We start from the raw sequence: 11582 nt of genomic DNA, 5'->3' as shown, positions 1-11582 counted from the left end.
GCAAAGGGTCAGTGTAGCCAAGCGGCACACTGATGTCCAGTCGGGGTTCTCAGAGACCCACGTTGCTCTCAACAGCTGTTCTCAACACCTATGTCTAGCCCTAGCCCTCGCGCGGGGTGCGCTCTTCTTTACTGCCCTCTTCACTCTCGATCCATGCCTCGGATACGGATCGAAGTGAGGACGCGTCCTGAGAATTGCGCGCCGCGTCCGGTTCGTCAAGGCCCGCCGGTCCGATCGGGCCTCCAGGAGCCTTCACCGGCCGCCCCCGGGATACCCGCGGGACGCCCCTGAGGGCCCCCGCGAGAGGCGCACGGCGAAGATCACCCTACTCGTCACCGGCGGAAGAGCAAGGCACCTGCCCCGGGCACGCCGAAGGGCGACCACCCGGATGGGTGATCGCCCTCGGCGCGGGCACGTGACGTGCCCAGGGAGTCCGGAGGACTCCCGAGGTGTTACTTGACCTCGACGGAAGCGCCGGCGGCCTTGAGGGACTCGGCAGCCTTCTCGGCGGCCTCCTTGGCGACCTTCTCGAGGACCGGCTTCGGGGTGCCGTCGACGAGGTCCTTGGCCTCCTTCAGACCCAGCGAGGTCAGCTCACGCACGACCTTGATGACCTGGATCTTCTTCTCGCCGGCGCCGGTGAGGATGACGTCGAACTCGTCCTGCTCGGCCTCGGCCTCGGCCGGGGCGCCGCCCGCGGCGGGACCGGCGACGGCGACGGCCGCAGCGGCGGTGACGTCGAACTTCTCCTCGAAGGCCTTCACGAACTCGGAGAGCTCGATGAGGGTCATCTCTTCGAACTGCGCGAGCAGGTCGTCCTGGGACAGCTTCGCCATGACAGGCGTCCTTCCACTATTCGGCAGGTGCCGGATGTATATGTCGGCGGGCGTACACGGAGCCCGCTGGACCGCTGAGCGTGATTACTCGGCGGCCTCGGCGGGAGCCGGAGTACCGGCACCGCCCTGCTCTTCCTTCTTGGCGCGAAGAGCTTCCGCGGTGCAGACTTGCCCTGAAAGCACCGGCCAGCTTGGAGAGCAGAACCTCGCGGGACTCGAGGTCCGCGAGCTTCTTGATCTCATCGGCGGACAGCGCCTTACCGTCAAGGACACCGCCCTTGATGATGAGGTTGGGGTTGTCCTTGGCGAAGTCACGAAGACCCTTCGCCGACTCCACCGGGTCACCGGTGACGAAGGCAACCGCCGTCGGACCCGAGAACAGGTCGTCCAGCGTGTCGATCCCGGCCTCGTTGGCCGCAATCTTGGTCAGCGTGTTCTTCACCACGGCGTACTGGGCGTTCTCACCGAGCGAACGGCGCAGCTCCTTGAGCTGTGCCACGGTGAGACCCCGGTACTCGGTCAGCACGGCGGCGTTCGAGCTGCGGAACTGGTCCGTCAGCTCGGCTACCGCGGCAGCCTTGTCGGGCCTTGCCATGAGCGTCGGCCTCCTTCCGGGTGATGAGGACCGCTCAGAAGGGGCCGGGAAAGACGAAACGCCCCAGCACAAGTGCCAGGGCGCAGCTCGACCGAACAGAGTCCGGGAGCGTTCCACAGTCACCTGCGCAGGTCGTCCGATCTAGCGGAACCTTCGGTCACCGTCCCTCTGACGAGGCACAGTGACGACCAGCGGTCTTTGGCTTCCTGGTGAGAGTACGCGACCGGAAGGGGGACGAGCAAATCCGTCCCTGTTCGTCCCTTGCGGGAGGTGTCAGGCGGTGCCGCCCGGGGTACCGCCCTGCTTCAGCATCTCCTTGAAGTCCACGGTGTCCGAGGTCGCCGGCTTCTCGGAGGGGACCTCGGTGCCGTAGTCGCTGTAGAAGAGCGTCGAGTTGAACGTGCCGGTCTTCATCTCGCCGCGCTCGGTCTTCTTCACGAGCAGGTCGTTCTTGTCCACCCAGATGTCGACGGTCTGGGTGGTCACCCCGGCCAGCGCGAGCTGCTCCTTGAACGCGGCCAGCTGCTTCGCGTCCAGCGCGCTGTTCTTCGCGGTCAGGTCGGCCACGTCGACCGTGCCGGAGTAGTGCGTCGCGGAGACCCCGCGGACGTCCTCCTGGCCGACCTTCTTGACGTCCCCGGAGGCCAGGAGCGCCTTCACACCCTGCTCGGGCGTGCTGTTCTGGATCTGGTCCTTCATGACGTCGCCGGAGGCGCCGCCCAGCTCGGCGAGGTCCTCGTAGGAATACCGGATCCAGTGCTTCCCGCCGAGGTTGGCCGCCATGGCGTCGCCCATGTTGGCGTAGTACTCGTCCTTGAAGTAGCGGGCCTCCACCGATCCGTCGCCGCCGGCCTGCTTCAGGGCGTCGCCCATGGTGCCGCCGGTGTACGTGATGGTCAGCGCGCCCGAGAGGCCGTCGGACCAGCCGATGGCCCCGGACTGCTTCATGGACATGGTGTCGCCCATCTCGGTGGTGCCCTCGACCTTCGCGGACTGGGCGCCGCCGGTCTTCTGCTGCACCTGCTTCAGCGCGGCCACGGGGCTCGCCTTCGAGACGGCGCCCGCCTTGTCCGAACCGGATCCGCCCGAGCTGTCGGAGCCACTGCAGGCCGCTATCGACGTCAGTGCCGCCGCGGCGGCCAGAGCCGTACCCATGCGTCGTGCCGTGCTCGTCCTCATCTACCCGTCCACCCCTCGTATCGTCTTTCGTCCCCCGCACAACAGTGTCATAGGGCACTGACAGGCATGAGGGTCTTACGGATACGAGGACGGGCCCCGCACCTCGAAAGGTTGCGGGGCCCGTTCACACAGTGCACGCGTGCGACGCGGCTACCGGGTGAGCACGGTGGCTCAGACGGCGGCCGGGTCCTCCTCGACGAGGAGGTTGCGGGTGCGGTTGGCGTCCAGCGGGATGCCGGGGCCCATCGTGGTGGCCAGGGTGGCCTTCTTGATGTAGCGGCCCTTGGCGGCGGACGGCTTCAGACGGAGGATCTCCTCCAGCGCCGCTGCGTAGTTCTCCACCAGCTTCGTCTCGTCGAAGGAGACCTTGCCGATGATGAAGTGCAGGTTCGCGTGCTTGTCGACGCGGAACTCGATCTTGCCGCCCTTGATGTCGTTGACAGCCTTCACGACGTCGGGGGTGACGGTGCCGGTCTTCGGGTTCGGCATCAGACCACGCGGACCGAGCACGCGGCCCAGGCGGCCGACCTTGCCCATGAGGTCCGGGGTCGCGACGACGGCGTCGAAGTCCAGACGGCCCTTCGCCACCTCGTCGATGAGCTCGTCGGCGCCGACGATGTCGGCTCCGGCGGCTTCCGCGGCCGCAGCACGGTCACCGGTCGCGAAGACCAGGACCCGGGCGGTCTTGCCGGTGCCGTGCGGGAGGTTCACGGTGCCGCGGACCATCTGGTCGGCCTTGCGCGGGTCGACACCCAGGGCAAAGGCGACCTCGACGGTGCCGTCGAACTTCGTGGCGGAGGTTTCCTTGGCGAGACGGACGGCCTCGAGCGGGGCGTAGTTGCGCTCCCGGTCGACCTTGGCGTCCGCAGCGCGGAGGTTCTTGCTGCGCTTCACTTCTACTCCTGTGGTTTCAGAGTGTGGAGTCGTGGTGCGGACCAGCGCTTGGTCCTACCACTGGGGGTTACGGGGCTGAATCAGCCTTCGACCGTGATGCCCATGGAGCGGGCGGTGCCGGCAATGATCTTCGACGCGGCGTCGAGGTCATTGGCGTTCAGGTCGGGGAGCTTCGTCGTGGCGATCTCGCGGACCTGGGCGGCCGTCAGCTTGGCGACCTTGGTCTTGTGCGGCTCGCCGGAGCCCTTGTCCACACCCGCGGCCTTGAGGATCAGCTTGGCGGCCGGCGGAGTCTTGGTGATGAAGGTGAAGGAGCGGTCCTCGTAGACCGTGATCTCCACCGGCACGACCATGCCACGCTGCGACTCGGTCGCGGCGTTGTAGGCCTTGCAGAACTCCATGATGTTGACGCCGTGCTGACCGAGCGCGGGGCCGACCGGCGGGGCCGGGTTCGCCGCACCGGCGTTGATCTGGAGCTTGATAAGCCCCGTGACCTTCTTCTTCTTGGGAGGCATTGCTCTCTCCGGGTCCTAGTGAGAGTGTTTCGCCGCCAATTCCGGTCATCCGGATGGAGGCATACCGCACAACGATAACGGGTATAGCTGTGCGACCAAAAACCAAGCAGGTCAGAGCGGCCGCGAAGCCCCTCTGACCTGCTGGGTAGGCATGTGTCCAGAAACCGGCGGGAAGCGCTAGTTCTTCTGGATCTGGTCGAAGCTGAGCTCGACCGGGGTCTCGCGGCCGAAGATCTCGACGAGGCCCTTGACCTTCTTCGAGTCGGCGTTGATCTCGTTGATCGTGGCCTGCAGCGTGGCGAACGGGCCGTCGGTGACGGTGACCGAGTCGCCGACCTCGAAGTCCAGCACCTGGACCTCGACCTTGCGGGCCGGAGCCGGCTTGCCCTCGGCCTCGGCGGCCTCGCGGGCGGCCTTCGGTCCGGGCGGGCCTTCACCCGGCCGACGCCCCAGGACTCGTTCGTCAGGTCCATGCGCACCAGCACGTAGCCGGGGAGCTTGTTCTGCCGGACGTTCTTGCGCTCGCCGTTCTTGATCTGGACGATTTCCTCCTCAGGCACCTCGGCCTGATAGATGAACTCCTCCACGTTCAGCGAGACGGCGCGCTGCTCCAGGTTGGCCTTCACGCGCTTCTCGTAACCGGCGTACGTGTGGATGACGTACCACTCGCCGGGGAGACCGCGGAGCTCTTCGCGCAGGGCGGTGACGGGGTCGACGGGGGCGGCCGGCTCGGCCTCTTCCTCGTCGGCGCTCTCGTCGTCGGCCTCGGCGACGGCGTCCTCGGCGACGATGTCCTCGTCGGACTCCTCCGCCTCGGCGTTCACGGCGGCCTGCTCGGCGGGCTCGCCCGCGGCGAGGTCGGCGGCTTCGGCCTGGTCCGGGTCCACGGAGTCAGCAGCCTCAACGATGTCGAGCTCGTCCTTGGCGGACTCTGAGGCGCCGGCCTCGGGCTCGACGGCGTCGTTCAGGTTCGGGTCAGACACGATGGCTGCTTCTTCCTGGATACAAAGGGTGGAACGTGCGAAAGGGGCGCCGGGTCCGACGCCTTCCGCGTGATCAGCCGAAGACGTACTTGATGACCCGGGCGAAGCCCATGTCGAGAACGGTAACAAGACCGATCATGACGACGACGAACACGATCACCACGGAGGTGTACGTCGTCAGCTGGCTACGCGTCGGCCAGACAACCTTACGAAGTTCGGCGACGATCTGGCGGTAGAACAGCGCGAGACGGCCCAGAGGGCCCTTCTTGCCGCGCTTTCCGCCCTTCCGAGTCTTCTTCTTCGACTCAGGAGCTTCATCATCGGCATCAGGCATGTCGATGGAGCCCACGGCGTCCGTCACGCTACTCACCTGATTCCGGGTCGTGGCCGTGCCGCGCCCGGTGGAGCCGCACGGCTGTGCAATGAAGTACGTACATGCGCACACATCCTGGCGAAGGAGTGTGTAGCAGGGCCGGAGGGACTTGAACCCCCAACCGCTGGTTTTGGAGACCAGTGCTCTACCAATTGAGCTACGACCCTTTGTGGTTTCCACCAACCTACCGCATCTTTCCCGGTGACCGGGTGCGGGAACGGTGCGGCTGGTGAAGGCCAACGACAGGTGAGTGTACGTGTTCAGGGCCGCTGCGTCGAACAGACAACTACCGACCGGTCCTGTCCGGATGCTGTCCGGGTCCTGTCCGGTCCCTGAAACCCCCGTGCCGACGGCTTTTACGGTCTGGGAGCATGGGGCCATGAGCGCTGCAACTTCACCGTCCGAGCGCCGGGTTTCCGCCCGCATCGGTGCGATCTCCGAGTCCGCGACCCTCGCCGTCGACGCCAAGGCCAAGGCCCTCAAGGCCGCCGGGCGTCCGGTGATCGGCTTCGGGGCCGGCGAGCCCGACTTCCCGACGCCCGACTACATCGTCGACGCCGCGGTCGAGGCCTGCCGCAACCCGAAGTACCACCGCTACACCCCGGCCGGCGGGCTCCCCGAGCTCAAGGCCGCCATTGCAGAGAAGACGCTGCGCGACTCCGGCTACGAGGTCGACGCCGGCCAGATCCTGGTCACCAACGGCGGCAAGCAGGCCATCTACGAGGCCTTCGCCGCGATCCTCGACCCGGGCGACGAGGTCATCGTCCCCGCCCCGTACTGGACCACCTACCCCGAGTCGATCCGGCTCGCGGGCGGTGTCCCGGTCGAGGTCGTCGCCGACGAGACCACCGGCTACCGGGTCTCCGTCGAGCAGCTGGAGGCCGCGCGCACCGAGAAGACCAAGGTCGTTCTCTTCGTCTCGCCGTCCAACCCGACCGGCGCCGTCTACAGCGAGGCCGACGCCGAGGCCATCGGCCGCTGGGCCGTCGAGCACGGTCTGTGGGTGCTCACCGACGAGATCTACGAGCACCTCGTCTACGGCGACGCCACGTTCACCTCGCTCCCGGCGATCGTGCCCGAGCTGCGCGACAAGTGCATCGTCGTCAACGGCGTCGCCAAGACGTACGCGATGACCGGCTGGCGGGTGGGCTGGATCATCGGCCCGAAGGACGTCGTGAAGGCCGCGACCAACCTCCAGTCGCACGCCACCTCCAACGTCTCCAACGTCGCCCAGGTGGCCGCGCTCGCCGCGGTCTCCGGCCCGCTGGACGCGGTCGCCGAGATGCGTACCGCCTTCGACCGCCGCCGCAAGCTCATCGTGCGGATGCTCAACGAGATCGACGGCGTGTTCTGCCCGGAGCCCGAGGGCGCGTTCTACGCCTACCCGACGGTGAAGGACCTGCTCGGCAAGGAGATCCGCGGCAAGCGCCCGGCCACCTCGGTCGAGCTGGCCGCCCTGATCCTGGACGAGGCCGAGGTCGCCGTCGTACCCGGCGAGGCCTTCGGCACCCCCGGCTACCTGCGCCTTTCCTACGCCCTGGGCGACGACGACCTCATCGAGGGCGTCTCGCGGATCCAGAAGCTGCTGGGCGAGGCCAAGGCCTGACCGGTCACGCACAGCCGCTCACGAGAAGTGCCCCCGGCCGCCGGAACCACCTCCGGCCGGGGGCACTTTTTTGTTCGAGCCGCCCTCCGTAGGGGAAAGCGGCTACCGCTCCGGCCCGCCCGTGCGGCAGGATCTTCCAATGGAGCGTGATGTACGTCTGTTGCCCAAGGCCCACCTGCACCTGCACTTCACCGGGTCGATGCGGCCCACCACCCTGCTCGAACTCGCCGACAAGTACGGGGTCCATCTCCCGGACGCCCTGACCGGTGGTGAACCGCCGAAGCTGCGGGCGACCGACGAGCGCGGCTGGTTCCGTTTCCAGCGCCTCTACGACATCGCCCGGTCGTGCCTGCGGTCCCCGGAGGACATCCACCGCCTGGTGCGCGAGAGCGCCCAGGAGGATGTCGCGGACGGCTCGGGCTGGCTGGAGATCCAGGTCGACCCCACCTCGTACGCCCCGCTGCTCGGCGGGCTGATCCCGGCCATCGAGATCATCCTCGACGCCGTGGACAGCGCCGCCCGGGACACCGGCCTGGGCATGCGCGTGGTGATCGCCGCCAACCGGATGAAGCACCCGCTGGACGCCCGCACCCTGGCCCGGCTCGCCGTGCGGTACGCGGACCGGGGCGTCGTCGGCTTCGGGCTCTCCAACGACGAGCGGCGCGGGATGGCGCGCGACTTCGACCGGGCCTTCGCCATCGCCCGCGAGGGCGGTCTGCTGGCGGCTCCGCACGGCGGGGAGCTGTCGGGGCCCTCCAGCGTGCGCGACTGCCTCGACGACCTGGACGCCTCGCGCATCGGCCACGGTGTCCGGGCCGCCGAGGACCCCCGGCTGCTGCGCAAGCTCGCCGAGCGCGGGGTCACCTGCGAGGTCTGCCCGTCGTCCAATGTGGCGCTCGGCGTCTACGAGAAGCCCTCCGACGTCCCCCTGCGCACTCTGTTCGACGCGGGTGTGCCGATGGCCCTGGGGGCGGACGACCCGCTGCTGTTCGGTTCGCGGCTGGCCGCCCAGTACGAGCTGGTGCGCCGCCACCACGACTTCACCGACGAGGAGCTGGCCGAGCTGGCCCGGCAGTCGGTGCGCGGCTCGGCGGCCCCCGTGGACGTACGGGAGAAGCTGCTGTCCGGGATCGACGACTGGCTGGCTAGCTGATTCCGCCCAGCAGGGTGCGGGCGACGGAGGCGGCGAAGTCGTCCAGGGGCTGCGGGGGCTCGCCGCCGGGGAGCGCGGCGTAGGCGAAGGCGCGCTGAGCGCAGGCGCCCATCAGCAGGGAGGCGGCGGCGTAGGTGTCCGCGTCGGACCGGATGCGGCCCGCGCCCTGTTCGGCGCGCAGATAGGCGTCGAGCCACTGGATCGGCAGATGGGGTCCGGCCTCCAGCCCGCCCACGCCCTGCTCGTGGCGGCGTTTGAGCTGGGGTTCGGCGTAGAGGGACGCGGCCATGGGGAAGGTCTGCTCGTAGAACAGGGCGGCCACCCGGGCGATCTCGGTGAGGTTGCCCTCGACGCTGCCCTCGCCGGCCTTCAGTTCGCCGAGCAGGTTCCCGAGCCGGGGCAGCCGCTCCGCGAGAACGGTGACGAACAGCTCCTCCTTGCCGGAGAAGTACTTGTAGAGCGCCGCCTCCGAGCAGCCGGCCGCCTTGGCGATCTCCTTGGTGGTGGTCCGGGCGAGGCCGATGGAGAGCATCAGCTCGTGTGCCGCGTCGACGATCCGGACGCGGGCGGGCTTCTGGTCCATGCGTGCTCCTACCGGCCGTGACCCGGACATCTTGACGCCCGGGCGGGAAGCCGCCCATTCTAGAGGTTAGTGAATACTCACCCACCAAGGGGCGCACCATGAGAATCACCGTGTTCGGAGCGACCGGCGGCATCGGCCAGGAGGTCGTGGGGCAGGCGCTCGCGGCGGGTCACGAGGTGACGGCCGTGGTCCGCGACCCGGACCGGCTGCCCGCGTCGCTGGACCGCGCGGCGCTCCACGCCGTCGTGCGGCTGGACGACCCGGCGGCGGTACGGGCGGCGGTGGCGGGACGGGACGCGGTGCTCTCGGGGCTGGGCTCGCGCGGCCGGAAGGCCAACGGCGTCGCCGAGCGGCTGACCGGGCGGATCGTGTCGGCGATGGAGGCCGAGGGCGTCCGGCGGCTGCTGGTGGTGAGCGCGTCGCCGGTCGGGCCGGAGCCGGCGGACGATCCGCTGGTGGACCGGCTGATGCGCCGGGCGATCGGGGCGGTCCTGGCGGAGCTGTACGCCGATCTCGCCCGGATGGAGGCGGCGTTGGCCCGCAGCGCCACGGACTGGACCTCGGTGCGCCCGCCGAAGCTGACGGACGGGGCGTGCACGGGCGTCTACCGGAAGGTCGTGGGCGGTACGCCGCGCAGCGGCCGGTCCATCTCCCGGGCGGACGTGGCGCACGCGATGCTCGCGCTGATCGACGACCCGGCGGCCGTGAAGCAGGGCGTGGGCGTCGCGTACTGACCGCGTGGTTACGTTCCCGGAGGCTGACCGCGTACGCCCTAGAGGCTGACGCCGACCGTCACCGGCTCGTTGACCAGGGTGACGCCGAAGGCCCGGTGCACTCCGGCGACCACCTCGCGGGCCAGGGCGAGCAGGTCCTCGGTGGTGGCCGCGCCCCGGTTGGTGAGGGCGAGGGTGTGCTTGGTGGAGATCCGGGCGGGGCCGCTGCCGTAGCCCTTGGTGAATCCGGCCCGGTCGATCAGCCAGGCCGCCGAGGTCTTGGTGCGGCCGTCCCCGGCGGGGAACGCGGGGGGCGTCACATCCGGGCCGAGGTGCTCGCGGACCCGGTCGAGGAAGTCCTGGAACGCGGCCGGTTCGAGGATCGGGTTGGTGAAGAAGGACCCCGCCGACCAGGTGTCGTGGTCCTCCGGGTCCAGCACCATGCCCTTGCCGGCCCGCAGCCGCAGCACGGTCTCGCGGGCGGCCTCCAGCGGGACGCGGTCGCCCTGCTCGACGCCCATGGCCCTGGCCGTTTCGGGGTACTTGAGGGGCGCGGAAAGCCCGGCGGCCTCTTCCAGCTCGAATCGGACACGCAGCACCACGAAGCGGTCGGGTTCGGCCTTGAAGCGGCTGTGGCGGTACGAGAACGCGCACTCCGCGTTCGGCATCGTCACCGTCTCCTCGGTGCGCCGGTCGTAGGCGACGACCTCCGTGATGGTGGTGGACACCTCCTGCCCGTACGCGCCGACGTTCTGGATGGGCGTCGCACCGGCGGAGCCGGGGATGCCGGCCAGGCACTCGATGCCCGCCAGGCCCGCCTCGACGGTCCGGGCGACGGCGTCGGTCCACACCTCACCGGCCGCCAGCTCCAGGGACGTACCCGAGAGCGCGAAGCCCCGGGTGGCGATGCGCAGCGCGGTGCCGTCGAAGCCCTTGTCCCCGATGACCAGGTTGGAGCCGCCGCCGATCACCAGCAGCGGGGTGCCGCTCGCGTCGGCCTCGCGTACGGCGGCGATCACCTCGGCGTCGGTCGTGGCGGTCAGCAGCCGGGCCGCGGGGCCGCCGAGCCGGAAGGTGGTCAGGGGCGAGGGGGTCGTCTGCACGGGTCGTGGCCCGTCCGGCCGGGGGCCACGGACCGTACGCCGGGGTCCGGGGCTCGGACGGCCACCGGGTCCGGCCGACGCGCCGGTACGTCTCAGGCGAGCCGGACCAGGGCCCGGGACATGCCCAGCACCTTCTTGCCGTCGCACACGGCGACCAGGTCCACCCGGACCAGGTTGTCGTCCAGCTTCGCCGCGATCTTGCCGCTGACCTCGATCAGCGCGCCCTTGTCGTCGTTGGGCACGACGACCGGCTTGGTGAAACGCACCCCGTAGTCGACGACCGCGCCCGGGTCACCGGCCCAGTCCGTGACCACCCGGATCGCCTCGGCCATCGTGAACATGCCGTGCGCGATCACATCCGGCAGCCCGACCTCGCGCGCGAACTTCTCGTTCCAGTGGATGGGGTTGAAGTCGCCCGAGGCGCCCGCGTACTGCACGAGCGTGGCCCGCGTCACCGGGAACGACTGCGCCGGCAGTTCCGTGCCGACCTCGACCGACCCGTAAGAGACCTTCGCCGTCATCACGCCTCCTCGGCGGCGCGCGCCACCAGCTTCGTCAACGCCGAGACGACCAGTTCGCCGGCCTCGTCGTGCACATCCCCGCGGACGTCCAGGATGTCGTTGCCCGCGAGGGACTTGATCGCCTCGATCGTCGAGGTGACCGTCAGCCGGTCCCCCGCCCGCACCGGACGCACATAGGAGAACTTCTGGTCCCCGTGCACCACCCGGCTGTAGTCCAGGCCCAGCTGCGGGTCCTGCACCACCACTCCGGCGGCCCGGAAGGTGATCGAGAAGACGAAGGTGGGCGGCGCGATCACATCGGCGTGACCGAGTGCACGGGCGGCCTCCACGTCGACGTACGCCGGGTGGGGGTCGCCCACCGCCTCGGCGAACTCGCGGATCTTCTCCCGGCCGACCTCGTACGCCGGAGTGGGCGGATAGGTCCGCCCCACGAAGGACTGGTCGAGCGCCATGAGCTCGCTACCTCCTGAGAAACCTGATGAAAGACGAACACAACGACACGAGGCCGCCCCCAGAGGGGACGGCCTC

At 69.2% G+C, this 11582-nt stretch carries 12 protein-coding genes, 1 tRNA gene and 2 pseudogenes; 3 read left to right on the top strand and 12 right to left on the bottom strand.

Features of this window, described 5'->3' with window-relative positions:
* Positions 1–452: 452 nt before the first annotated feature.
* The 8 genes and pseudogenes from rplL to KV381_RS22575 form a co-directional block, all read right to left on the bottom strand.
* Positions 453–836, bottom strand: a complete 384-nt coding sequence (gene rplL, locus KV381_RS22610) for a 50S ribosomal protein L7/L12 (protein WP_003966996.1) — start codon at positions 834–836, stop codon at positions 453–455.
* Between the two features lie 84 nt (positions 837–920).
* A pseudogene (rplJ, locus tag KV381_RS22605) lies at positions 921–1431 on the bottom strand (50S ribosomal protein L10).
* A gap of 273 nt (positions 1432–1704) precedes the next feature.
* Complete coding sequence (locus KV381_RS22600; RefSeq protein WP_086777755.1) at positions 1705–2610, bottom strand: hypothetical protein; 906 nt, start codon at positions 2608–2610, stop codon at positions 1705–1707.
* 171 nt (positions 2611–2781) lie between these two features.
* Positions 2782–3504 carry a 50S ribosomal protein L1 gene (gene rplA, locus KV381_RS22595; protein ID WP_218786090.1) on the bottom strand — a complete coding sequence of 241 codons (723 nt, stop codon included), beginning with the start codon at positions 3502–3504 and terminating at the stop codon, positions 2782–2784.
* Positions 3505–3584: 80 nt separating this feature from the next.
* Entirely contained in the window at positions 3585–4019 is a 435-nt protein-coding gene (gene rplK / locus KV381_RS22590) for a 50S ribosomal protein L11 (protein WP_010058817.1), read from the bottom strand.
* Between the two features lie 177 nt (positions 4020–4196).
* Positions 4197–5002, bottom strand: a pseudogene (gene nusG / locus KV381_RS22585) (transcription termination/antitermination protein NusG).
* A gap of 73 nt (positions 5003–5075) precedes the next feature.
* On the bottom strand, positions 5076–5363 hold the full coding sequence (gene secE / locus KV381_RS22580; RefSeq protein ID WP_030084301.1) for a preprotein translocase subunit SecE: 288 nt from the start codon (positions 5361–5363) through the stop codon (positions 5076–5078).
* Between the two features lie 106 nt (positions 5364–5469).
* Positions 5470–5542: transfer RNA gene (locus KV381_RS22575), tRNA-Trp, on the bottom strand.
* 212 nt (positions 5543–5754) lie between these two features.
* On the opposite strand from KV381_RS22575, the gene KV381_RS22570 reads away from it, so the two are divergent.
* Both KV381_RS22570 and KV381_RS22565 read left to right on the top strand, forming a co-directional pair.
* On the top strand, positions 5755–6981 hold the full coding sequence (locus tag KV381_RS22570; protein ID WP_030084300.1) for a pyridoxal phosphate-dependent aminotransferase: 1227 nt from the start codon (positions 5755–5757) through the stop codon (positions 6979–6981).
* Between the two features lie 139 nt (positions 6982–7120).
* On the top strand, positions 7121–8134 hold the full coding sequence (locus KV381_RS22565) for an adenosine deaminase (protein WP_030084299.1): 1014 nt from the start codon (positions 7121–7123) through the stop codon (positions 8132–8134).
* On the opposite strand, the gene KV381_RS22560 is transcribed toward KV381_RS22565, so the two are convergent.
* On the bottom strand, positions 8127–8717 hold the full coding sequence (locus KV381_RS22560) for a TetR/AcrR family transcriptional regulator (RefSeq protein WP_218786089.1): 591 nt from the start codon (positions 8715–8717) through the stop codon (positions 8127–8129). The two genes, KV381_RS22565 and KV381_RS22560, sit on opposite strands and share 8 nt — an antisense overlap.
* A gap of 98 nt (positions 8718–8815) precedes the next feature.
* Here KV381_RS22560 and KV381_RS22555 point away from each other — a divergent pair, with 98 nt between their 5' ends.
* Positions 8816–9451 carry an NAD(P)-dependent oxidoreductase gene (locus KV381_RS22555; protein ID WP_218786088.1) on the top strand — a complete coding sequence of 212 codons (636 nt, stop codon included), beginning with the start codon at positions 8816–8818 and terminating at the stop codon, positions 9449–9451.
* A gap of 38 nt (positions 9452–9489) precedes the next feature.
* Here the strand turns inward: KV381_RS22555 and KV381_RS22550 are convergent, their stop codons facing one another.
* The 3 genes from KV381_RS22550 to KV381_RS22540 form a co-directional block, all read right to left on the bottom strand.
* Positions 9490–10533, bottom strand: a complete 1044-nt coding sequence (locus tag KV381_RS22550; protein WP_218786087.1) for a UDP-N-acetylmuramate dehydrogenase — start codon at positions 10531–10533, stop codon at positions 9490–9492.
* A gap of 92 nt (positions 10534–10625) precedes the next feature.
* The gene (locus tag KV381_RS22545; protein WP_030084291.1) at positions 10626–11054 is read right to left on the bottom strand and encodes a MaoC family dehydratase; all 429 of its coding nucleotides are present in this window, start codon (positions 11052–11054) and stop codon (positions 10626–10628) included.
* Entirely contained in the window at positions 11054–11506 is a 453-nt protein-coding gene (locus KV381_RS22540; protein ID WP_030084289.1) for a MaoC family dehydratase N-terminal domain-containing protein, read from the bottom strand. The genes KV381_RS22545 and KV381_RS22540 overlap by 1 nt, the downstream gene beginning before the upstream one ends.
* Positions 11507–11582 lie beyond the last annotated feature (76 nt).

The sequence above is a fragment of the Streptomyces sp. WY228 genome, assembly GCF_019287315.1.
Classification (GTDB): domain Bacteria; phylum Actinomycetota; class Actinomycetes; order Streptomycetales; family Streptomycetaceae; genus Streptomyces; species Streptomyces caviscabies.
Note: the sequence above shows the minus strand (reverse complement) of the source record. Positions and strands in the feature narration are given on the sequence as shown.

Bases quoted from the DNA above. Each gene is read 5' to 3' on its own strand.
- KV381_RS22565 (WP_030084299.1), top strand. From the start codon at position 7,121: ATGGAGCGTGATGTACGTCTGTTGCCCAAGGCCCACCTGCACCTGCAC.
- KV381_RS22540 (WP_030084289.1), bottom strand. From the start codon at position 11,506: ATGGCGCTCGACCAGTCCTTCGTGGGGCGGACCTATCCGCCCACTCCG.
- rplK (WP_010058817.1), bottom strand. From the start codon at position 4,019: ATGCCTCCCAAGAAGAAGAAGGTCACGGGGCTTATCAAGCTCCAGATC.
- rplL (WP_003966996.1), bottom strand. From the start codon at position 836: ATGGCGAAGCTGTCCCAGGACGACCTGCTCGCGCAGTTCGAAGAGATG.
- KV381_RS22600 (WP_086777755.1), bottom strand. From the start codon at position 2,610: ATGAGGACGAGCACGGCACGACGCATGGGTACGGCTCTGGCCGCCGCG.
- KV381_RS22560 (WP_218786089.1), bottom strand. From the start codon at position 8,717: ATGGACCAGAAGCCCGCCCGCGTCCGGATCGTCGACGCGGCACACGAG.
- KV381_RS22570 (WP_030084300.1), top strand. From the start codon at position 5,755: ATGAGCGCTGCAACTTCACCGTCCGAGCGCCGGGTTTCCGCCCGCATC.
- KV381_RS22545 (WP_030084291.1), bottom strand. From the start codon at position 11,054: ATGACGGCGAAGGTCTCTTACGGGTCGGTCGAGGTCGGCACGGAACTG.
- KV381_RS22555 (WP_218786088.1), top strand. From the start codon at position 8,816: ATGAGAATCACCGTGTTCGGAGCGACCGGCGGCATCGGCCAGGAGGTC.